Below are 22,501 nucleotides of genomic sequence, written 5' to 3'. Positions count from 1 at the left end.
ATCGAAAATGAATCTATTTCAAGTTAAACAAAATCAGATCGTCAAAATTAGAGATCTCAAAAAAGGTAATCAATACAGTCATACCACTGATCCCGTATTGGAACGGCTCCAACTATTAGGTTTTAGAGAGGGTGAAACTCTACAAGTACTCGCTAAAGGTGTTTTTGGCGGAGATCCTGTTTTAGTTCAAATTGAAACTTCAAGATTCGCATTAAGAAAGAATGAAGCTGAAAGAATTTTTGTAGAGTTAGTATCCAATGAAGATTAAGAACATTGCATTAGTCGGTAATCCAAATTGCGGAAAAACCTCTTTATTTAATACGCTTACTGGTACGCGACAAAAAGTTGCCAACTATGCTGGAGTTACCGTAGAAAGAAAAGAAGGTTCTTTTAGATTACCTTCTGGTGATGCAGTACGAGTATTGGACTTACCCGGAACTTACAGTTTAAAACCTAGTAGTTTAGATGAAGAAGTCACCAGGGCAGTTTGTTTGGGCGAGCTAAAAGGTGAAATTCTCCCCGACATTTTTATATGCGTCGTAGATGCCACAAATTTAAGCTTACATTTGAGCTTGGTTCTCGAAGTTCGTGCTTTAAATCGCCCTATGATTCTTGTATTAAATATGATGGATGAGGTCAAAAAGCGTGGTATTTCCATTGATAAGGATAAACTGTCTCAACTGTTAGGTATCCCTGTAGTTGAAGCTGTCGCAGTTAAAACAAAAGGAATTCAAGATTTAATTAATCAATTAGATCAAAAAAATCTTTTTATTACTCCTTATCATTCTGAATTAAGTCATTTTGAACAGGTCAAACAAATCACCAAACAAGTTATTTTAAATAATGACAATGGTGATAAAAGAACCGCATTTCTAGATAAAATTTTTCTACATCCTGTATTAGGTTTAGTAATCTTAACTTTAACCATGTTTGTGATGTTCCAAGCGGTATTTATATGGGCAACACCTTTTATAGAATTCATTGAAAATTTTATCGTATGGCTCAGTGATTTTATTGGACCACTAATCCAACATCCTCTATTAAAAAGCTTGGTAGTCGATGGGGTAATTGCTGGCACAGGTAGCGTGCTTGCATATATGCCTCAGATTTTGATTTTATTCTTCTTCATTTTAATGCTTGAAGAGTCAGGCTATTTACCCCGAGCAGCATTTCTTTTAGATAAATTAATGTCTAAAGCCGGGCTTAGCGGCCGTTCATTTATTCCTCTGCTATCCAGTTTTGCTTGTGCGATTCCCGGAATTATGGCAACCAGAAGTATCAGCTCTGAACGGGACCGATTAGCAACAATTATGATTGCACCCTTGATGACCTGTTCAGCAAGATTGCCCGTATATGCTTTATTGATCGCGGCATTTATTCCGAACCAATTAATCTACGGCTGGTTAAGTCTGCAAGGATTAGTCCTTTTTGGTCTTTATATGTCGGGAATAGTCTCAGCGTTATTAGTTTCACTCTTTCTGAAGTTGGTTCGAAAAGATAAAACTGAAAGTATTTTTATTTTTGAGCTTCCCACATACCGAATTCCAGATATTAGAAATATTGCATTAGGCTTATATGATAGGGCAACTATTTTCTTAAAACGAGTTGGTGGCATTATCGTCGCACTGTCTATCTTGTTATGGGTGCTAGTCACGTTCCCTCAACCACCAGATAATGCAAGCATGCCGGCCATTAACTATAGTTTAGCTGGTCAGTTAGGACATTTAATTCATCCTATATTTGCGCCTATTGGGTTTACATGGGAAATATGTATTGCACTCATTCCTGCTATGGCAGCAAGGGAAGTTGTAATTGCTGCTCTTGGGGTGATTTATGCGATGTCAGGTGATGAAGATACAGTAACTCAAAGTCTGTTAAGTCAAATTTCAGGCCCGGATGGATGGGGGTTAGCCACAGGTTTATCATTATTGGTATGGTTTATTTTTGCTCCACATTGTCTTGCCACGTTAGCAACAATTAGACGAGAAACAGGTAGCTGGAAACAGCCTGTCGTTATGGCAACTTATTTGTTTGCATTAGCCTACATCTTTTCATTCATCACATATCAAGTTGCGAGTAAGTTTTAATTAGCAAATGAATAAAAGAGGGGGGGAGCTAGCTCCCCCCCCCCCTTTATTAAATTACTCGATGTAAGCGTGGGCTTCTGAATACTTTTATCTAACTATAACAACTACTTAAATGTTTAAATCTCTAGGTTTTGAATAGTCGAGGTATCAGACGAATATAGATTGGTAAAAAGCATAGTTCAACGATAGTCTGAGTCAAGATTACAGTAGGAATTATGGGCATACTTCCCGGAATTGCAAAAGCTAATGGAAGAATAACAAATGAATTTCTATATGATGCTGAAAAGGACACAGCACTAGCAGAGCCAGATTCTAATCGAAAAATACGAGCAATTATCCAACCCACGAATGGAGCAATAATGGCAAAAGAAATATAAATTGGTAAAGCTTGAAGAGCTGCACTTTTTGCAAGCCCAATTTGAGGCATAACTGATGCTAGGACGATAAACAAAACTAGGGCTGTGGCAGGTACAGGAAATAAGTTTAGGCTTTCAGCCACTTTTTCTGCTTGTTCATTTCTATTCCCAATGAACTGAACTATAGCTGCCATTGCTAAGGGTGCAACAATGAACCATACAAACGCATGGACAAAAGGACCAATTTCAACAAGCTGAGCTACCTCTTCTCCGAGGAGTACACCAAGATAAATTGGTAATAAGATCATTTGGATAAGCAATAATACAGGTGTCATCGCAAGTAATAATCTTGCATTACCTTTCCCAACATGGGTGAAAGTAATCACATAATCAATACACGGTGCTAGTAGAACAAAAAGTACAGCTAAACGAATAAGTGGGTTTTCAGGTAAAAATTGTATTAGACCTGCCGTAATTAAAGGTAAGGCAATAAAGTTAGTAATAAGTAATGCAGAAATAAAACGTAAATTTTTTAATGCCTTGCCAATTTCTGCAATAGGTACTTGTAAAAAAGTAGCAAATAACATTAATGCCAGTGCAGGGTTAATCAAACTTTCTAAAATCGTCGCTCCACTGATGGTTAATCCAAAAATAACTCCGATAAAGATGGTACAGAAGTAGATGAACCGTACCGGGTTTGTCGGAGAGTCAATATTCTGAGATGAGAAGCATTGCTTCGCAAGACGTAGCGAAGCGTAGTGTCCCGATGACAAAATTAAAATATACCCCTGAAATCAGAGAAAGAGCGGTTCAATTATTGATTGAATCTGAAAAAGATTATCCTTCTACTTGGGCTGCAATCACAGCAATTGCGCCTAAGATTGGTTGTACTCCTGAAACACTTCGTGCCTGGCATCAAAAGCATTTAGATCAGCAAAATCCTATTAAAGTACAACAGATATCTGATCAAGAAAAAATGAAGCAAATGGAACGTGAAATTAAAGAATTAAAGCGTGCCAATGAAATTCTACGTAAAGCAGCCGCTTTTTTCGCCCAGGCGGAGCTCGACCGCCCACACAAATAATGGTGGATTTTATCCATAATAATAAAGAGCTGTACGGAGTCGAGGCGATTTGTAGAATTTTACCGATCGCACCCTCAACCTATTACCGGACTCTAGATCTCTGCGATGAGAAGCATTGCTTCGCAAGGGAACATCGAGCAAAGCGAGATTTACATGACTTGCATCATGCTGAGGAGATTAAACGAATTTGGAAGGAAAGTTCAGGTCGATATGGTGTACGTAAAGTCTGGCAAAAACTGAAACGTGAAGGCTATATTATTGCACGCTGTACTGTTGCTCGATTAATGAAAAAGCTAGGTATACAAGGTGTTTGGCGAGGTAAGAACAAACAAACCACCCGTAGCCGAGATGACCAAAAACGAGCAGATGATTTAGTGAAACGTAATTTTAGTGCTGATCGACCTGACCCTTGCGAAGCAGTGCTTCTCAGGTCAGTGACTTTACGTATATTCAAACTCATTCAGGCTGGGTTTATACTGCATTTATTATTGATGTGTTCTCACGAGCAATTGTTGGATGGAAAGTATCTACACGGATGAATACAGATATGGTACTCGATGCACTTGAGCAAGCATTGCACGATCGAGGCATGCCAAAGAATGTGATTCATCATTCCGATAGAGGTGTTCAATATCTTTCTATTCGCTATACCAATCGTTTAGAAGCTGCAAATTTACGAGCATCAGTCGGTACAACTGGTGATTCATACGATAATGCTTTGGCTGAAACGGTGAATGGCTTATACAAAACAGAGGTGATTGAATATCTAAAAGCAGATTGGCAAGGTTTAGCGGATGTACAACTTGCGACACTAAATTGGGTAGATTGGTTCAATAAAGAGCGTGTACATAGTGCACTAGGTTATGTATCACCTTTTGATTTTGAAGCAATGTACTATGATAAGATTAACCCGTTAGGTCAGGTGGCCTAACTTAAATAAAAAACTCTCCGACAAACCCGGTACGGTTCAAATGCTTTCTTGCCTTACAGTGGAATTGATAAAATAAAATTCAAGAATTGAACTATATAAACTGGAATTTTTAAAGCGATCTTATTTAACTTCTATAAAAATGCCAATAGCGTCTAAAGGATATAGCACTACTGGCATCATATACTAAGGCTGTTATAGATTTTTAGCCTTCACAGTGATGACTATATAATTTTCTCCTTCTGCTTTTAATTCAAAGTCAACTTTGTCTCCTACGGTTAAACCACTTAATAAAACCGGGTCAGCGACTTTAAAGCCCATAGTCATTGCAGGCCATTTAAGTGCAGGAATTGCTTCATGGTCGAGTGTTAAAATATTTTCTTTCGTATCAATAGCAGTAATCACGCCAACGGCTTGAGCCGTTGTAGCGGTAGAAGACTCCTTATTCATCTGCTCCATAGGTGCGTCTGCTTTCTTCTGCTCTGATGCTTCATTTTTACTACATGCGCTTAATGCAGCAATAGTGGTAACAAGAGCAATAATTTTTATAAACTTCAACATAATAAAACCTCTTTAGACGAAATAATAAAACTATCAATTCTTTGATAGTTTTCTTTTGATTAAAAGCTGATATGCCGCAGGGATAACAAACATAGATAAGAGAGGGGCTGAAATCATGCCCCCAACCATAGGTAAAGCAATACGACTCATTAATTCAGAACCTGTTCCAGTCCCCAACAGAATAGGGATTAACCCCGCCAAAATGACAGCGACTGTCATTGCTTTAGGGCGAACACGTAGCACGGCCCCTGTATGAATTGCCTCATTGAGTTGTTGCTCTGTTAAGGATGCCGTTGAAGAAGATAGGCTTTGCTGTGCATGCTCAATTGCTTGCTTTAAATAGAACAACATGACTACACCAAACTCTGCGGCAACACCAGCAAGTGCAATAAAACCAACAGCAATCGCAACCGAAAAGTGATAATCACTCAAGTACATAGCCCAAATACCACCAATCAACGCAAAAGGTAGTGTTGCCATAATCAGAACAGCATCTTGTACTTGCCTAAAAATCAAATAGAGCAATAGAAAAATGATCATCAAAGTAATTGGAATAACAACTTTTAAGCGAGCATTCGCACGCTCCATGAACTCAAACTGTCCTGAATAGCTAATGCTCATGGCAGAAGAACGTTTTACTTTTTGGTCTATGGCCTGCTTCAAATCTTGTACAACCGAAGCTAAGTCACGTCCTTGTACATCGACATAGACCCAACCACTTGGACGGGCATTCTCACTTTTAAGCATTGGCGGCCCATCTGTAATTTGAATATTAGCAACACTACTCAAGACTATTTGTTGACCAGATTCTGTTAGAATCGGTAAATTTCTTAAGGCTTCCAGTGAATCTCGAATCTCTCGTGGGTAACGTACATTAATGGGATACCGTGCCAAGCCTTCAACAGTTTCACCAATATTTTCCCCGCCAATCGCTGATGAGACGATTTGCTGTACATCTTTAATATTGAGACCATATCGCGCAGCCTGCATACGGTTAATATCGACATCAACATATCGACCACCTGTGAGCCGTTCAGCTAAAGCTGAACTAACACCGGGCACCTGTTTAGCCACTTGTTCAATTTGCTGTGCTACCCGATCAATATCTTGCAGATCATTTGCTGAAATCTTAATCCCGATTGGACTTTTCACCCCAGTTGCCAACATATCAATCCGGTTACGGATAGGTGGCACCCAAATGTTTGTTAAACCCGGTACTTGGACTGCCTTATCTAGTTCTTTTATCAATTTGTCAGGTGTCATACCTGAACGCCATTCAGACCGTGGTTTGAACTGAATCGTGGTTTCAAACATTTCTAATGGTGCAGAATCTGTGGCTGACTCAGCGCGACCAGCTTTACCGAATACTGTTGCAACTTCAGGAACGGTTTTAATCATTCGATCAGTCTGTTGGAGTAGCTCAGAAGCTTTTGCTGCGGACAATCCCGGTAAAGCTGAAGGCATATACAGTAAATCACCTTCATCCATATTGGGTAGAAACTCCCCACCTAACCGTGTTAAAGGGAAAAGACTAATAAGGAAAATTAGCAATGCACCAAGTAAAATTGTCTTTGGATGAGCTAAAACCTTATCCAACATAGGGCTGTATATTTTGATCAGAAAACGGTTCAGTGGATTACGCTGTTCAGAAGGTAATTTCCCTCGAATCCAATAACCCATTAAAACGGGAATCAAGGTAATAGATAAACCTGCTGCTGCTGCCATTGCATAGGTTTTAGTAAATGCCAGTGGTGAGAACAAGCGACCTTCTTGTGCCTGTAAAGTAAAAATAGGAATGAAGGATAAGGTAATGATGAGTAGACAGAAAAATAAAGTTGGCCCGACCTCACTGGCAGAACGTGTAATGATGTTCCAACGGACTTGTGCTTCCAAGACTTGCTCAGGATGTTCGTGTTGCCAAGTTTCGATATGCTTATGTGCATTTTCAACCATTACAATTGCAGCATCAACCATAGCGCCAATCGCGATAGCAATACCACCCAACGACATGATATTGGCATTTAGCCCTTGATAATGCATCACCAAGAAAGCAGATAAAATCCCAAGCGGCAAAGAAACAATAGCCACCATTGCTGAACGTAAATGCCAGAGGAATAGTCCACAGACTAAAGCCACCACAATGAACTCTTCAATTAATTTATGGCTGAGATTTTCTACTGCTCTATCAATCAATTGACTGCGATCATATACAGGAACAACTTGTACACCTTTCGGTAGACTTTGTTGTAATTCAGCTAGCTTCGCTTTCACAGCAGTAATCGTTTCACGTGCATTTTTACCTGCTCGTAAAATCACGACACCCCCAACCGTTTCACCTTGTCCATTCAGCTCAGTGATACCACGACGCATTTCCGGTCCGAGTTGAATTGTTGCAACATCACCTAAAGAAACAGGAACACCCAAACTATTTGTTCGTAGTGGAATCTGGCGAAAATCATCTAAAGTTTTTAAATAACCAGAAGCTCGTACCATATATTCAGTTTCAGCCATTTCAAGGACTGAACCACCAGTTTCCTGATTAGCCTTTTGAATCGCTTCAATGACATTGTTTTGTGTAACACCTAAAGCCGCCATTTTGCTTGGGTCTAAGACAACCTGATATTGCTTCACCATTCCCCCAATCGTGGCAACTTCAGCCACATTGGGTAATGTCTTTAGTTCATACTTTAAAAACCAGTCTTGTATGCTTCTCAGTTGTGCAAGGTCATGTTGTCCTGTTGGATCAACTAACGCATATTCATAAACCCAGCCAACGCCTGTGGCATCTGGCCCTAATGAAGATTTCGCATTTGCAGGAATTCTTCCCTGAATCTGATTTAGATATTCCAATACACGCGAACGGGCCCAATAAAGATCGGTATGTTCATCAAAAATGACATATACAAATGAATCACCAAAAAAAGAATAACCGCGAACAGTTTTAACACCGGGCACCGATAACATGGTTGTTGTTAAAGGATAGGTCACCTGATTTTCAACAATTTGTGGTGCCTGACCGGGAAAATTAGTTCGGACAATCACTTGTACATCAGACAAATCTGGCAAAGCATCAACCGGTGTATTCTTTACAGCCCAAGTTCCCCAAGCTGCCAAAACTAAAGCTGCCAACAAAACAAATATGCGATTCGCAATTGAAAAACGAATAATACGAGCGATCATAATAGTTCTCCCGTTAGTTCTTCAAAGATGCCATAGACATCTTGGAAATGTCAGAAATAACGTAAGCATCTCCAACTTTTGTAAAACTAAAGTTGACCTGGTCACCTTGCTGAATTCGGGTAAATGGTTGTACGGGCTGTTTAAAGCTCATGGTCATAGCACCCCAGCCCAACTCAGGAATAGCTTGGTGTGAAATGGTAATATCTTGATTTGTGACTTTTTCAACTTTACCAAGACCTTGATATGTTGACCTCTTAATCGTTTGAGATGATGCAATTGGTTGCCCAGTGTTGAGCTTATCCAATACGCCTTGCAAATTTGCTTCAGAATCAATCAGAAATTGTCCTGAAATCACTACTCTCTGACCAGCTTTCAACCCTTGCAGGACTGCAATTTTATTGCCATCACTTTGCCCTAACTGTACAACAACTGGTTCAAAACGTCCTTGCTCATGAGCCACAATGACAACATTCCGAGTACCTGTCCGTATAACAGCTTGCTCTGGTACAACCAAACTGCTTTGGGGATTATTTATTATATTGACAGAAGCAAACATCCCTGGCTTAAGTTGACCACTAGGATTTGGTAATTCAATCCGAACTTTAATAGTTCTTGATGTTGTATCTAAGGTAGGCAAAATGTCGATAACTTTGCCAGTTACTTTTTGAGAAAAAGCAGCAAAATTGGCTTCTACACTCATACCTCGTTTGATTCCAGCAATTTGTTTTTCAGGAACGGCTGCCTCTAGCCAAATCGGGTTGATACCTTTAATTGTGGCCAAGGTTTGTCCCATAGCCAAAGCCATACCATTGCGGACTTCTAGTGAATCAATAAATCCACTCACTGGAGCACTTAACGTAATATTAGATTGCACTCGACGAGTTCGCTCAACTTGATGAATCACATTTTGTGGTATTCCTAAAAGCTGCAAACGTTGACGGCTTGCTTGAATAAGGGAACGATCTCCAGTACGGAGCACAGCTAAAAATTCAGTTTGCTCTCCAGTCCATTCGGGTATTGAAATATCAGCTATAGGGCTTCCTTCGGTCACCATATCTCCAACAGCATGCCCATACACTCGCTGAACAAAGCCACTTGCTCTAGTTTGTAAAATAGCTGTTTGCCGTTCATTTGCTTGTAATATGCCATTAGTAAACATGGCATTTCCAATTACAGCCTGTTCAACAGTGCCGTAACGGATGGCTAAATTTTGTTGAAGAGATGGATCTATTTTGACTGTAGGACGACTTTCATCCGTCATCGCAGTATTTTCGTCTGCATATTTAGGTACCAGTTGCATGTCCATAAATGGAGACTTGCCTGGCTTATCAAAATGATGTTCTGGTTTCATTGGATCGTACCAATAAAGCACTTTAGCATCCTGCTTCTGGCTTACCAATGCCGATTGAGAACCCTCTTCCTGATGAGCAAACCAATATCCGGCACCGCCACCTACGACAAGACTAATTGTGGCAACTCCCATGACAGTCATTGCCAATTTATTTCTTAACATTATAGCTGCTCCTCAGCATGGTTTAAGGTCGGCTCTTCAAAGGCAAAATAAAGTTGTGCTGTTGTAATTGCTTGTTGTTGTTGAAGATCAATAAGTCGCAGCTGTTGTTCTAAAAGAGCTTGCCGGGCAGTAATGACATTGGACAAATTGCTTTTACCAGCTTGGTAGCTTGCCAACTGTAAACCCACTTTTTGTTTAGCGAGTGGAATACTTATTTGCATTGCACGTCTAATTTGCTGATCAAGCGCATCAAGATCAGATAACCCATCATCCAGCATGGTGAGATATTCACGGTATTGAACTTCTTGATCGGCAATGATCCGGTTTTGTTCGGCTAAAGCTGCCTGAATGAGGGGACCACTACGTTTTTTTGAAAATACAGGAAGCTCAGTTGTCAGTTGTACACCGATCATATCGCCAAACTCTGGGGCACGATGCTGGTATGCAAGCTCAATCCCCCAATCAGGCTTTTGTAAAGCTTGAGCTTGTTTCAATTTTGCTTCAGCAGTTTTCTTTTCAGCCTGAAAAGCTTTTAATTCAGGATGCTGATGCAAATGATGATACAGCTTTGATGAATCAAGATGGATGGATGGAGCTTGGTCAGGTAAGGTTTCAATTTGAGTAAGGTTTTCGGTAGGCTCTGCACTGATCAAGCGATGCAACTCTAGCTTGGCTTTATTTAAATCACGAAGCAAATCATCCTTCTGGTCAAGCAATACCGTGGCTTCTTGTTTTGGATCAAGTGCATCAGCAACCATTGTCCGACCAGAGGTGACCTGTGTTTGGGTCATCTGAGAAAGTAATCGATTCTCTGAAAACAGTTCATCGTATAGCGCCAATTTACGCTCAAGATAAAAACGTTTAAACCAAGCAGATGCAACTTTTTGACGTAACTCAATACGTAGAATCTCAGTTTGAGCAGTGACTGAACCCAATTCAGCTTTTGCTAACTCGACCTCGGCTTGTCTTTTGGCGCGGTTTGGAAAATCTTGCATAACGCCAATTTTCTGCATGGTCATGCCATCTTGTGTGACTGACCATGACGCATCACCAGATATAGGATAATTCTCCAAACCGACAAATAATTTAGGGTTGGGTAAAATACCTGAAGCTAAAACTACATTCTCAGCCCCTTCAATTTGGGCACTATTTACTCTTAAAGTTGGAGCATATTGCTCGGCAAGCTTCAAAGCTGTATCCAAAGTCAGTGGCTGGGCATAGACTTGACCATAGACTAGAGAAAAACAGATCACACCTATCGGCCATCTCACCCTGCGAGATAGCTTTTCTTTATAAAGTTTCATATTTTTAGCTCTAAAATGATATACACGCGCACGCGCAGAACATCCATAAAAATGCTATGAATGACGATGAATCATTAAATTAGATAGAGCGTGGGGGTTTCCAGAGAACAGAAGGAAAAGGAGCAGGAAGGTTTTGATCCAGAGAATAAAAAGCCGATCGCTCTATAGGAAGGAACACCTTTGCGTACAGAAAATCTTGCGGAGAAGGGGTATACGCAATCTTGGCAAAAGACATAATGCACTCCTGCTCAGACATACAGGATGGATCATGTAAAGATTTTTTGGCCTTTGTCTCTACTTTCATACAATCAGTGTGCATTGTATCCTGATTTTGAGATGCTTCCATTGGTATAGGTTGCATCTGTTCAGATGGCATTAAACATCGCTTATGTACAGACGAAGCAACAGCAGCCGATCCGACGAACAGGATAGCAAACGATAAAAACAGCGATAGGCATGTCTTTAACCACTGCATAGATTTAGACCAAAATTTAAGCTTTTTTAGTTTTACAGATTTGAAATTAAATAGCAATAATTTCATGAATGATAGCCAAAGCTATCATTCATGATACTAAGTCATATTACCTTAAAAAACTAATTCGATACCTGCACCATATTTCCAACCTTTTTCAGACTCAGTAGCTTCTTGCATAGTGGTAGCTTTTTGTCCTTTTTCATATTGATAAGCCACATCAATAAAAGGCCTGATTCTTTTAGTTATCTCATACCGCGTTTTAATACCAGTTTTTAATTCTGATAAACCTGATTTTGCAGCATAGTTAGAATCATCGCTAAATATTACATCTGCTTCGATATAAGGTTGAGTAATAAGTTTCTGAGTTAAAAGCAAATCACGTTCTAATTCAAAACTTGCTCCCCAAAAATTATTCTCACCGCCATAAAGATATGCTTGTGTTTCAAAGAAATAAGGAGCTAGACCTAATATACCAATAACCCCATCCACTCGATCGCTGCTGCTATTATTTTTATTTTCACTATATCTTACCCCAGCTTGTACATCCCAAAATGGGGCTACGTTACGGCTATAAAGTGCTGATACAGCATATTTTGGATCATTACTTTCTGACTTTTCCGAATTGGCTTCAATAAATAGACGATTTTCATCTGTTCCAATTAAAGTTTCAAACTTTGTTCCTAGGTTGCCCTTACCGTCTTCATCAACCATCCATTCATTTTCAAATTTTGTCGTTTGATAAATTTGTCCACCATGTTCTTTAAGATGATTGTCATGAGGTGAGTTAGAGTTCTCAAGCGCAATCTGGACACTCTTATCCCCCATATCCGCATTTTCCATTGAATAATATTCTGGATAACGCTCTTGAAGGGAATACTTTAATCCTCCAGATTCCTGTAAAAGAATTTTCATATTTTTTGTAATATTACTGTCTTGTACAGGAGTTTCATTTTTAGCGAACGTTAGATTTGATAATCCAAATAGCGCAATCATCAAAGTTGTTTTTGAAAACAAATTATTAGTGATGTGCATGTGGATTTACTCCCTTCTCATTTACTTGGGACTGAGGAACAGTCTTTGTAGAATTACCATCTTCCACTTGAGCTACAATGAGTTTATTCATCATTCCTGCACTCATATGGTAAAGCAGGTGACAATGAATAGCCCACTCACCTAACTCATCAGCTGTGAGTAGAGTGGTTATCGTTTTCCCAGGTGGAACAATTACCGTATGTTTGTTTGGCATATTGCTTGGATCCTGACCATTCTCAAGCTGCATAAACATGCCATGTAAGTGCATTGGGTGAGCCATCATACTGTCATTGACAAATTTTAAGCGAATACGTTCACCATACTTCACCACTAGTGGGTCGGCTTCATTAAATTTTTTACCATTTATTGTCCAAATATAACGCTCCATGTTTCCACCAAGACGGATCTCTATTTCACGTTCAGCTGCACGAGTGTCTTTTTGAGGATCTAACGATTGCAAATCACTATATTGCAATGCTTTATTACCTTCAGGTGTTGAAGCATTTGCCCATCCAAATACGGTATTATCATTCTTGTCTGAAGCCGCCTTAACAGTAGCGCTATTCATCGGCATATCATGATCCATACCTTTCATAGAAGACATATCATGATCCATACCTTTCATAGAAGACATATCGTGATTCATGCCTTTCATAGAAGACATATCATGATTCATATCTTTCATTGAAGACATATCATGATCCATACCTTTCATAGAAGACATATCGTGATTCATGCCTTTCATAGAAGACATATCGTGATTCATATCTTTCATAGATGACATGTCATGGCTCATCCCCATATCTTCCATAGTTAATAAAGCACGAGGGCGAGATTTAGGCATCTCAATTTGTTTGACTGCTGGGCTGCTTTCTTCATGTAATGTTCCCACTGAAAAACCGGTACGATCAATAGATTCAGCTTCAATTTGGTAATGTGCTTGTTTTGGTTCCACAATGACATCATAGGTTTCAGCAGTACCAATACGGAACTCATCTACAGGAACGGGCTTTACAGGTTGACCATCAGCACTGACTACAGTCATTTTTAGGTTTGGAATGCGTACATCAAAGAATGACATAGCGGAAGCATTAATAAAACGAAGGCGAACTTTTTCACCAGCTTTGAAGTTACCGGTCCAGTTTTGCTGAGGTGTTTTGCCATTCATTAAAAATGTATAACCAGTCACATCGGACATATCTGTTTTCAACATCCGCATCTGATTCCACATAGAGCGGTCTTGCCAAGTTGCCTTTAATCCATCACGTTTAACTTGTTTTAATACATCGAATACTGTTTCGCGACGGTTCTGATAGTAATCTGCTTCTTTTTTAAGATTTTTCATAATTTGATCACTTGTTGAATTATGAAAATCAGAAAGCAAAACAACGTAATCTTTATCGGTTTTTTCAGCAGCTGTTAGTGGAGTTTTATCTTTAGGATAAATAACAAAAGCACCATATAAACCGTCTTGTTCTTGTCCTTTACTATGTGAATGATACCAATAAGTACCATTTTGGCGGACTTTAAACTTATATTCATAAGTTTTATTAGGGGCAATGCCATTAAATTTGTTAAATCCAGGTACACCATCCATAATTCCAGGTAATAATAAGCCATGCCAATGGATTGAAGAGTCCTGATTTTTTAACTTATTGTGAACACGGATAACGGCCTCATCACCTTCTTCAAATTCAAGAAGTGGTGCAACGAATTTACCATTAACGGTAATTCTCTTTAGCGGTTTTCCTGTGATATTTACAGTTTGTTCAGCGATTGTTAAATCATATTCTTTAACTGCCGCCATTACCCAAGTTGATGAAAATAAACCAACTCCAATTAAGAGTACATGACTTAACTTTTTTGACATTCTATCTCACCTTTAGAAAGGTCAAGATTGAAGTAATAAAGCAAATATTTAGTATAAACTTTAATACTTCTTTCTCGCTATTTATAAAATTATTTATTGCTACCAGGCATATTCATCTTTGAATGATCCATTTTAGAATGGTCCATATTCATCATAGAATGATCCATTTTTGACATGTCAGATGAGTTAGGAGACTGATGTTGACTATGATCTTGCTGAGTCTTGTCATCTTTTTCCATTTTACAAGGTTTTGTACAAGGTTCCTGTGCTTTTACCGTATTAGTGGCACTTGAGGTTGATACATCTTTTGCCCAAGATTGAGTACCAGCAATTAAAGTTCCAGCACACATTAAAATTGTTAGACTACGACGCACTACAGTTTTCATAAGTTTCTCTAAAAGTTAATTTCTTGCTACTACAATAAAGTGAAGCACTGAACATCTAAGTGACTTGAAAATGACATTTTTGTAATCTATCTCGATCAGATGTTTTATAACGTTATTATAGTTTTAATGAATGACTTAGGATTCGGAAATGAGAATACTATTAGTTGAAGATGAACAAAAAACTGGTGATTATCTCAAGCAAGGTTTATCCGAAGCTGGCTATATTACGGACTGGGTTACAGATGGGTTAACGGGTAAACATCAAGCTCTTTCTGAAGAGTATGACTTAATTATTTTAGACGTGATGTTACCTGGACTAAATGGTTGGAATATTATCAATGATATTCGTAGCAGCGGTAAAACAATGCCCATTCTTTTTCTTACCGCCCGAGATCAAATCGAAGATCGAGTAAAAGGATTAGAGCTAGGCGCTGATGATTATTTAGTTAAGCCTTTTGCTTTTGCAGAGCTTCTAGCTCGAATAAAAACGCTCCTTAGACGAGGGCAACAAAGAGAAGATAATAATATTATTAAGATTGCTGATTTAGAACTTGATTTGAGAAAACGTCGGGTAACACGAGCAGGTCAACGCATTGATTTAACGGCTAAAGAATTCGCGCTTATGGAGCTTTTTATGCGTAGAAGAGGTGAAATTCTACCAAGAGCACTTATTGCATCTCAAATTTGGGATATGAACTTTGATAGTGATACAAATGTAGTTGAAGTCGCTATTAAACGATTAAGAAATAAAGTAGATAGTAATTTTACCCCTAAGTTAATTCAGAATATTCGAGGAATGGGGTATGTATTAGAGGTAGAAGATGAATAATAAATTATTCAAATCTATCAGTTTTCGTATTGGTATTATTTTCTCATTATCGACTATATGCATTCTCATTATGATGGGGTTTTTCATCCATAAATTAGTGATGCATCATTTTGAAACGCAAGATCGTACCCAATTAGAAGGTAAAATCCAGCTTATTCAGAATCTTCTCCAACAGCATCCTAAAAATTCTCCAGAACTTGATCTATATTTGAAAGATGCTTTAGTTGGACACCATGATCTTATGGTCCAAATAGAACGACCGGCAGGTCAGATTTTATTTAGTTCAGCATCTTCAATCATTAATACTCAACAGTTAATCAAGTCAGCAAATAACCCTTGGATTAAATGGAAAATTAAGAATAAGACCTATCGTGGCATGATCTACAACACGGATATAAACAAAAATACTGAAATACAATCTGTACGCATTATTGTGGGGATCGATACATCTGAACATCTACATTTTTTAAATGATTTTAAGCGTCAACTTTTTTACATTGGTTTAGCCGGTACGATTTGTTTAATGTTTTTAGGCTGGTTTGCAACCTGGAGAGGTTTAAGACCCGTGCAAAAAATGGCTAAGGTCGCAGAAGGCATTTCTGCCCAACATCTTTCAGAACGTTTAGAAGTTGAGCACACACCAACAGAACTAAAATCATTAGCAATTGCCTTCAATGATATGCTCGACAGACTAGAATCAGCTTTAGAAAGGCTTTCCGATTTTTCATCTGATTTAGCGCATGAAATTAGAACACCGATTAATAACTTAATGACTCAAACTCAAGTATGTCTTGCCCGTAAACGAGATACCAGTACCTATCAAGAAGTACTATTTTCTAATTTAGAAGAATTAGAACGTTTGACTCGAATGGTATCCGATATGCTTTTCTTGGCAAAAGCAGAACATGGCCTAAAATTACAGAACTTACAGAATATTGACCTGGTTAAAGAAGTTACAGCCTTATTTGATTTCTATGATGCGCTAGCTGCCGAAAAAAATATGACGCTTCAACAAACAGGATCTGGAAATGTCAAAGGTGATCCTGCTATGTTACGTCGAGCACTCAGCAATCTATTATCTAATGCAGTTAAATATGGAAATAAGAATTCTACAATACGCATAAAACTTCAACAGAATTTAGATAACACAATATTTTCAATTGAAAATGAAGGCCCTGAAATCTCTCCTGAACAACTATCCAGGTTATTTGATCGATTTTATCGAACAGATGCATCTAGACAAAGAACAGAAGAAGGAACCGGCTTAGGGCTCGCGATAACAAAATCTATTCTTGATATGCTTGGGGCGACCATCCAGGCTGAATCCCTCAATGGTCGAATCATTTTTACCATTGTTTTTCAAAGTGAATCCATGCAAGGGGAATCATTTTAACTCATTTTTTTGAACATCTTCCATTTACCCGAGTTGACCTTACATAAAGTTCAAACTGAGAGCCAGAGCTACGCCAGCACCTATCATGGCAATTGTGTAGCCAAATATGATAGCTCGGCCAAACTGTGCCCCCCCTGTCATCCATGCAATTGTCGCTTTGCTTAACATGTTGCTCAGTGTGGCCAGCCCTAGCGCGACAGCAGCCACATTTGTTGTTAAGCCTTCAGTACTATGCAGGCGGGCAAGTGAGACTAAAATAGCATCTACGTCTGCTAGCCCAGAAATAGTCGATAATACGAAGATGCCGCTGGTGCCCAACCATTGTTTTGCTGCCGGGACCAAGACTGCCATGACAGCCAGGAAAGCAGCGAAGCTGAATGCTGTCCCAAGATCAAAAGGAGCCATTGCTTCTATTGTTCGATCGTTGTTTTCAGCGCTGGTAATTTGGCGTTGTCTCCACAATGCCATACCCAGCAGAAGGATTCCCGCAATCATCATTGCACCACCAAAAGTGCTTAGCAATGCTGGCTCAATGACGCCTATCAGCACAACCATACGAAAAAACATGATGCCACAGGCAGCCAATGTTCCAGAAATAGCAGCACTGACCATGACGGGGTGCTGGCGTGTATAGCGTGCCAGTGCGACAGTTGCAGCTGTAGAAGATGCCAAACCACCCAATAGACCTGTCCAGAGTATGCCTCTTTCTGAACCGGTGAGCCGCATGGCAAAATGACCTGCCAGAGAGAGTCCGGCAATCAGGATCACTGCCCACCATAACTGGTAAGGATTTAATGCAGCAAAAGGTCCCAGACCCGTATTGGGTAAGTAGGGTAATATAACGACAGAAAGTACCAGCAACTGCAGGGATGCGGTTAATTCACGATGCTCTATCAAGCGTAGCCAACCGTGTAAGGTTGGCTTGAGATCCAAAAATACAGCGACGATTACAGCCGCGGTTAATGCTAAAGTAACATTACCATGGGATGCATATGCACCTAAAACTAATGTCAACAGCATCGCGATCGTCGTGGTAGCGCTTAAATTACCGGAAATTTTTGCGGTACGCGCGTAGGATACCGTAAGTAAAAGGGAAAGCCCTAATACGGCTGCGACTAGTGGCCAAGGCCCAAAGTTTGGCTGTAAATGACCGAGCACTCCTCCGAGTAATCCTGTCAATGTGAAGGTACGTAGGCCTGCTACTCGGCTGCCTTCTGGCAGTTCACGATCATTCCATCCTCGTTCTAAACCAATGAGCAGGCCGATGGCAAGTGCTGCAATAAGACCTGGTACATCTGGTGGAAGAAAAGAACTCTCTATCATAACTTTTTATTTCGCAGGCGAAGGGCATTCGTGATGACTGAAGCTGAACTCAAACTCATAGCCAAGGCGGCAATCATCGGTGACAACAACCAACCGGTAAATGGATATAGTACGCCAGCCGCGATAGGGATACCCAAAGCATTGTAAAGGAAAGCAAACATGAGGTTCTGTTTCATGTTGCCAACAGTAGCTTCCGAAAGTGAACGGGCAACAGCAATCCCTCGTAAATCTCCCTTGACCAGCGTAACTTGGGCACTATTCATTGCAACATCAGTCCCGGTTCCCATAGCGATACCGACATCAGCTTTAGCCAAGGCTGGTGCATCATTGATGCCATCACCAGCCATAGCCACGATGCGACCTTCCTTCTGCAATTTGCTGACCAGTTCTAGTTTATCTGCGGGTTTGACTTCGCCATGTACCTCATCAATGCCTAGACGTGCTGCGACTGAACGGGCAGTGGTGAGACCATCTCCTGTTGCCATCACGATACGTAGACCCGCTTCCTTCAGGGTGGCAAGTGCTTCTGGGGTATTTTTTTTGATGGGATCGGATACTGCAAGCAGACCGGCCAATTCACCATTGATGGCTAGATGCATCACACTTGCACCTTCCGAACGCAGCTCTTCGGCTTGCGGAATCAGAGATTGTACCGAGATACCCAATTGCTCCATCAGTGCTGTGTTGCCCAAAGCTAACTGACGATCGCCCACTTGACCTCGAACACCAATCCCTGAGCCCGATTCAAAATTATCTGGTGTTTCAAGAGACAGGCCACGTTCGTGTGCTGCGTTTACAATCGCTTCGGCTAGCGGGTGTTCACTGCCTTGATCAAGACTGGCGGCTAAACGTAATACTTCAGATTCATCGAAACCTGATGCGGCAACCACACGATCGAATACAGGGCGTCCTTCAGTTAACGTACCTGTTTTATCGATGATTAGTGTGTCAATCTTGCGTAGATTCTCAATGGCTGCTGCATCACGGAACAGCACACCATGAGTAGCACCTTGACCCGTCGCAACCATGATAGACATTGGAGTTGCCAAGCCTAGTGCACAAGGACAGGCAATAATGAGTACTGCCACAGCATTGATTAATGCATAAACCCAGCTTGATTCTTCTGGGCCGAATAGTCCCCATCCAAAGAAGGTAAGCAAGGCAATGGTCACTACAGCCATGACGAACCAACCTGCTACCTGATCAGCCATACGTTGCATTGGTGCTCTCGATCGTTGAGCTTGCGCCACCATCTGTACGATCTGGGATAACATGGTACTTGAACCAATTTTCTCTGAACGCATGATTAGGGAACCATTGGTATTCAGGGTAGCACCAATGACTTTATCACCGATGCGTTTAGTGATCGGTAAAGGTTCACCTGTCAGCATCGATTCATCCACTGAACTACTTCCTTCAGTGATTACACCATCCACAGGCACTTTTTCACCTGGGCGAATTCTGAGTAAATCTCCTACATGGACATGCGTTAGAGGAACATCTTCTTCAGTTCCATCAGGCAGGATTCGGCGAGCTGTTTTAGGAGCGAGCCCAAGGAGTGACTTAATTGCAGCAGAAGTTTGCGAACGTGCTTTTAACTCCAATATTTGTCCCAGTAGGGTCAATGAAATGATGACCGCTGAAGCTTCAAAGTAAACAGCGACACGACCCATGGAAATAAATGAGTCTGGGAAGATTTGCGGTGCAATGGTTGCGACCACACTATAAATAAATGCAGCTCCAGTGCCCAAACCAATCAGCGTCCACATGTTCGGGCTGCGATTCACAACCGATTGCCAACCCCGGGAAAAAAATGGCCAACCTGCCCAAAGTACAATTGGGAGTGACAACACCAGTTCAATCCAGCTCTGAACAGCCATATTGAACAGGTTCATTTGATGACCAAACATCGCCAAAAAAGTCACGATGATGGTCAATGGCAGTGTCCACCAGAAGCGTCGGCGGAAATCACGTAACTCCGGATTCTCATCTTCCTCTAATTCAGGAATGAGTGGCTCTAGTGTCATTCCGCATTTAGGACAGTTTCCAGGATGATCTTGCCTGATTTCTGGATGCATTGGGCATGTATAGATGGTCGTACCTGTTGTGCTTGCCGCATTAACGTGTTGAACAGTCTGATGATGCTGTGTATGTGCATCGGCAGTCGTCGTTGCGGGTTTAGCGATATATTGCACCGGGCTGCTATGAAACTTTGATTGACATTTATCACTGCAAAAAAAGTAAGTTTTCCCCTTAAATTCCTCATGGTATTTCGATTCTTCAGTGACGGTCATACCACAGACTGGGTCTTTCAGTACGTCTGTTGTAGCCTGTGCCATATGGTCCTGGTTATGATTTTTTTGATCTGACATAAATAATTCTCTTATGGTAAAGTGGTTTTATGGCCGAATTTTGGAATAAATCTCGGAGTCTGTTGAGCATAGCTGTCATAGACAGCGCCAAACTGTTTACTCATTTCAGCCTCTTCCTTAATTGCCAAGCGGCTGTACATTAAGAGTAGGATTGGAAACATAATCAGTGTCAGTAAAGTTGGCCATTGCAATAAAAAACCCAGCAAGATCATCACAAAAGCCACGTATTGTGGGTGACGTATACGTGCATAAGGGCCTGTGATCGCTAAAGAATGCTGACGTTGCGCGTTGTACAGCACGTGCCATGACGTTGATAACAGGTAAAATCCATAGCCCAAGAAAACGTAACTGGCGATATGCAAAATGCCAAAATGTGGATCACCTTTTTCACCTAATAGCGTTGACCACAAGTGACCTGCATTATGAGAAAGTAAGTCAAGTTGAGGGAAGCGAGTTTGAAGCCAACCAGATAACAGGTAAATGGTTAAAGGAAAACCATACATTTCGACAAATAGAGCAATGATAAAAGCCGAAAAGGCCCCAAATGTACGCCAATCGCGCGCAGTGGAAGGTCTAAAAAAACTGAAAGCGAACATGATAAAAACTGCTGAGTTAATGATAACCAGCGTCCATAAACCATAAGCCGATTCCGCATGATTCATGATGGATCTCCTGATAAGAGCTATTTTTTGTTATCAGATATATCGGATTTTTTTTGCTGCGAGTGGTTATGCCCATGACCACCATGCATAAAAATATGCATCAGTGGACACGCTAAAAGGAATAAATAAGGCAAAGCACCGATAACGTGGGCTAAATGTTCCGTTAATAGAAAATAAGCTGCGATACCACCCAGCACGATTAGACCAATGGCATAACGTGTAGACCAAAAGTTAGGTACTGAATTATTTTCTTGGTGTTGGTGATTCATGGTGCTTTCCCCTAATTCATGGGTAACTATTTAGTTGCTGACGGAGGCATACAGTCCATCATCATCTGCATCATGGATTGCATCATGTCCATACGTTTTTCCATCATCTGCTGACGGTCAGCCATATTTGCATTCATGCTTTGGCTGCCCATCTGTTTCATCATACTCATACCTCGTTGCATGAGTTTCATGTGCTCAGCCATAAGTTTCTGACGTTCTTGTGGGGTTTTTGCAGCCATCATCTTCTCATGCATGGCTTGCATCGCCTTCATGTGTTGATCCATTGCAGCCATTTTATCTGTAGCAGTGGTGCTGGTAACTGTTTGCTTAATTGTTACTGCAGATGGTGTTGTTTTTTCAGGGTGGTGATCTTTGTGTTCATCGGATTGCTGTGCAAATGTATTCAATGACGCGGCTGCGATACATAAGCCCAAAAAAATGTTTTTGAATTTCATCATAATTTTTTCCTTTAAATAATTTGGAAGTAAAAGCTATGTTTTAGTACTGAACAGAGTCTAGGAATTTGACTACTAAACTGATGAAATTTTTGGTTATTCTCTGTCTCTCTTAAAAATTTTAGCACTATTAATTAATTATTTTTAAAAATGACAAAAATGTAATTTTGAGATCTTCTCGAAATATATAGTCTATGCTGAGATGACAAAAATTTTATTTAATATTAATCTTTTAAAACTATTAAAGTTGTTATGATTTTATGTGCTTAAAAAAATAAAAATGAAATGATTAGATGACTCCAAGGCTAGTTAGAGACACATTCTTAATGTAATTTACACTGTTATTCCTTTAAAGAAAAAATACAGTTGATCAAAATAGTTTTTTATAGAAAAAAGGGTGGATAATTTAATTATTAAACTTA

18 protein-coding genes, 1 pseudogene and 1 other annotated feature are annotated in these 22,501 nt (G+C 40.1%); of the genes and pseudogenes, 5 read left to right on the top strand and 14 right to left on the bottom strand.

The window, feature by feature from the left end:
• The first annotated feature begins 7 nt into the window (after positions 1-7).
• Both N5J47_RS14725 and N5J47_RS14720 read left to right on the top strand, forming a co-directional pair.
• Positions 8-268, top strand: a complete 261-nt coding sequence (locus tag N5J47_RS14725; RefSeq protein WP_004665962.1) for a FeoA family protein — start codon at positions 8-10, stop codon at positions 266-268.
• Positions 258-2,087 carry a ferrous iron transporter B gene (locus N5J47_RS14720; protein ID WP_262463131.1) on the top strand — a complete coding sequence of 610 codons (1,830 nt, stop codon included), beginning with the start codon at positions 258-260 and terminating at the stop codon, positions 2,085-2,087. Before N5J47_RS14725 ends, N5J47_RS14720 begins: the two co-directional genes overlap by 11 nt.
• Positions 2,088-2,211: 124 nt before the next feature.
• On the opposite strand, the gene N5J47_RS14715 is transcribed toward N5J47_RS14720, so the two are convergent.
• Positions 2,212-3,216, bottom strand: a complete 1,005-nt coding sequence (locus N5J47_RS14715) for an arsenic resistance protein (protein WP_262463130.1) — start codon at positions 3,214-3,216, stop codon at positions 2,212-2,214.
• Between N5J47_RS14715 and N5J47_RS14710 the strand changes: the two are divergent.
• Positions 3,210-4,458 (top strand): annotated as a pseudogene (locus N5J47_RS14710) (IS3 family transposase). The gene N5J47_RS14715 and the pseudogene N5J47_RS14710 sit on opposite strands and share 7 nt — an antisense overlap.
• Positions 3,485-3,601, top strand: a sequence feature (AL1L pseudoknot). It overlaps the preceding pseudogene by 117 nt.
• Positions 4,459-4,650: 192 nt before the next feature.
• On the opposite strand, the gene N5J47_RS14705 reads toward N5J47_RS14710, so the two are convergent.
• The 8 genes from N5J47_RS14705 to N5J47_RS14670 all read right to left on the bottom strand — a co-directional run bounded on the left by N5J47_RS14705 (position 4,651) and on the right by N5J47_RS14670 (position 14,776).
• Positions 4,651-5,016 carry a copper-binding protein gene (locus N5J47_RS14705; protein WP_058971422.1) on the bottom strand — a complete coding sequence of 122 codons (366 nt, stop codon included), beginning with the start codon at positions 5,014-5,016 and terminating at the stop codon, positions 4,651-4,653.
• A 33-nt stretch (positions 5,017-5,049) separates the two neighbouring features.
• Positions 5,050-8,196 (bottom strand): efflux RND transporter permease subunit, encoded by a 3,147-nt coding sequence (locus tag N5J47_RS14700; protein ID WP_279960763.1) that lies wholly within the window; start codon positions 8,194-8,196, stop codon positions 5,050-5,052.
• A gap of 13 nt (positions 8,197-8,209) precedes the next feature.
• Entirely contained in the window at positions 8,210-9,709 is a 1,500-nt protein-coding gene (locus N5J47_RS14695; RefSeq protein WP_279960761.1) for an efflux RND transporter periplasmic adaptor subunit, read from the bottom strand.
• Positions 9,709-11,013 (bottom strand): TolC family protein, encoded by a 1,305-nt coding sequence (locus N5J47_RS14690; protein WP_279960760.1) that lies wholly within the window; start codon positions 11,011-11,013, stop codon positions 9,709-9,711. Before N5J47_RS14690 ends, N5J47_RS14695 begins: the two co-directional genes overlap by 1 nt.
• A 79-nt stretch (positions 11,014-11,092) precedes the next feature.
• Entirely contained in the window at positions 11,093-11,554 is a 462-nt protein-coding gene (locus N5J47_RS14685) for a hypothetical protein (RefSeq protein WP_042893404.1), read from the bottom strand.
• 45 nt (positions 11,555-11,599) lie between these two features.
• Positions 11,600-12,520 carry a copper resistance protein B gene (locus N5J47_RS14680; protein WP_279960759.1) on the bottom strand — a complete coding sequence of 307 codons (921 nt, stop codon included), beginning with the start codon at positions 12,518-12,520 and terminating at the stop codon, positions 11,600-11,602.
• The gene (locus N5J47_RS14675; protein WP_279960758.1) at positions 12,507-14,390 is read right to left on the bottom strand and encodes a copper resistance system multicopper oxidase; all 1,884 of its coding nucleotides are present in this window, start codon (positions 14,388-14,390) and stop codon (positions 12,507-12,509) included. The genes N5J47_RS14680 and N5J47_RS14675 overlap by 14 nt, the downstream gene beginning before the upstream one ends.
• 89 nt (positions 14,391-14,479) lie before the next feature.
• Positions 14,480-14,776 carry a hypothetical protein gene (locus N5J47_RS14670; protein ID WP_279960757.1) on the bottom strand — a complete coding sequence of 99 codons (297 nt, stop codon included), beginning with the start codon at positions 14,774-14,776 and terminating at the stop codon, positions 14,480-14,482.
• A gap of 148 nt (positions 14,777-14,924) precedes the next feature.
• On the opposite strand from N5J47_RS14670, the gene N5J47_RS14665 reads away from it, so the two are divergent.
• Both N5J47_RS14665 and N5J47_RS14660 read left to right on the top strand, forming a co-directional pair.
• Positions 14,925-15,605 carry a heavy metal response regulator transcription factor gene (locus N5J47_RS14665; protein WP_004679347.1) on the top strand — a complete coding sequence of 227 codons (681 nt, stop codon included), beginning with the start codon at positions 14,925-14,927 and terminating at the stop codon, positions 15,603-15,605.
• Positions 15,598-16,998 carry a heavy metal sensor histidine kinase gene (locus N5J47_RS14660; protein ID WP_279960756.1) on the top strand — a complete coding sequence of 467 codons (1,401 nt, stop codon included), beginning with the start codon at positions 15,598-15,600 and terminating at the stop codon, positions 16,996-16,998. The genes N5J47_RS14665 and N5J47_RS14660 overlap by 8 nt, the downstream gene beginning before the upstream one ends.
• Positions 16,999-17,037: 39 nt before the next feature.
• Here the strand turns inward: N5J47_RS14660 and N5J47_RS14655 are convergent, their stop codons facing one another.
• The 5 genes from N5J47_RS14655 to N5J47_RS14635 are packed head-to-tail and all read right to left on the bottom strand — an operon-like array spanning position 17,038 to position 22,082.
• Positions 17,038-18,321, bottom strand: a complete 1,284-nt coding sequence (locus N5J47_RS14655) for an MgtC/SapB family protein (RefSeq protein WP_279960755.1) — start codon at positions 18,319-18,321, stop codon at positions 17,038-17,040.
• Positions 18,318-20,693 (bottom strand): heavy metal translocating P-type ATPase, encoded by a 2,376-nt coding sequence (locus N5J47_RS14650; protein WP_151788920.1) that lies wholly within the window; start codon positions 20,691-20,693, stop codon positions 18,318-18,320. Before N5J47_RS14650 ends, N5J47_RS14655 begins: the two co-directional genes overlap by 4 nt.
• Before the next feature lie 11 nt (positions 20,694-20,704).
• A complete protein-coding gene (locus N5J47_RS14645) occupies positions 20,705-21,355 on the bottom strand; it encodes an isoprenylcysteine carboxylmethyltransferase family protein (RefSeq protein ID WP_004281871.1) in 651 nt (216 codons plus the stop codon).
• A gap of 20 nt (positions 21,356-21,375) precedes the next feature.
• A complete protein-coding gene (locus N5J47_RS14640) occupies positions 21,376-21,624 on the bottom strand; it encodes a DUF2933 domain-containing protein (protein WP_004695740.1) in 249 nt (82 codons plus the stop codon).
• 26 nt (positions 21,625-21,650) lie between these two features.
• A complete protein-coding gene (locus N5J47_RS14635) occupies positions 21,651-22,082 on the bottom strand; it encodes a hypothetical protein (protein ID WP_279960753.1) in 432 nt (143 codons plus the stop codon).
• Positions 22,083-22,501: the final 419 nt, after the last annotated feature.

The sequence above is a fragment of the Acinetobacter sp. GD03645 genome, from assembly GCF_029845285.1.
Taxonomy (GTDB): Bacteria; Pseudomonadota; Gammaproteobacteria; order Pseudomonadales; family Moraxellaceae; genus Acinetobacter; species Acinetobacter corruptisaponis.
This window is presented reverse-complemented; position numbering and strand designations above follow the sequence as displayed.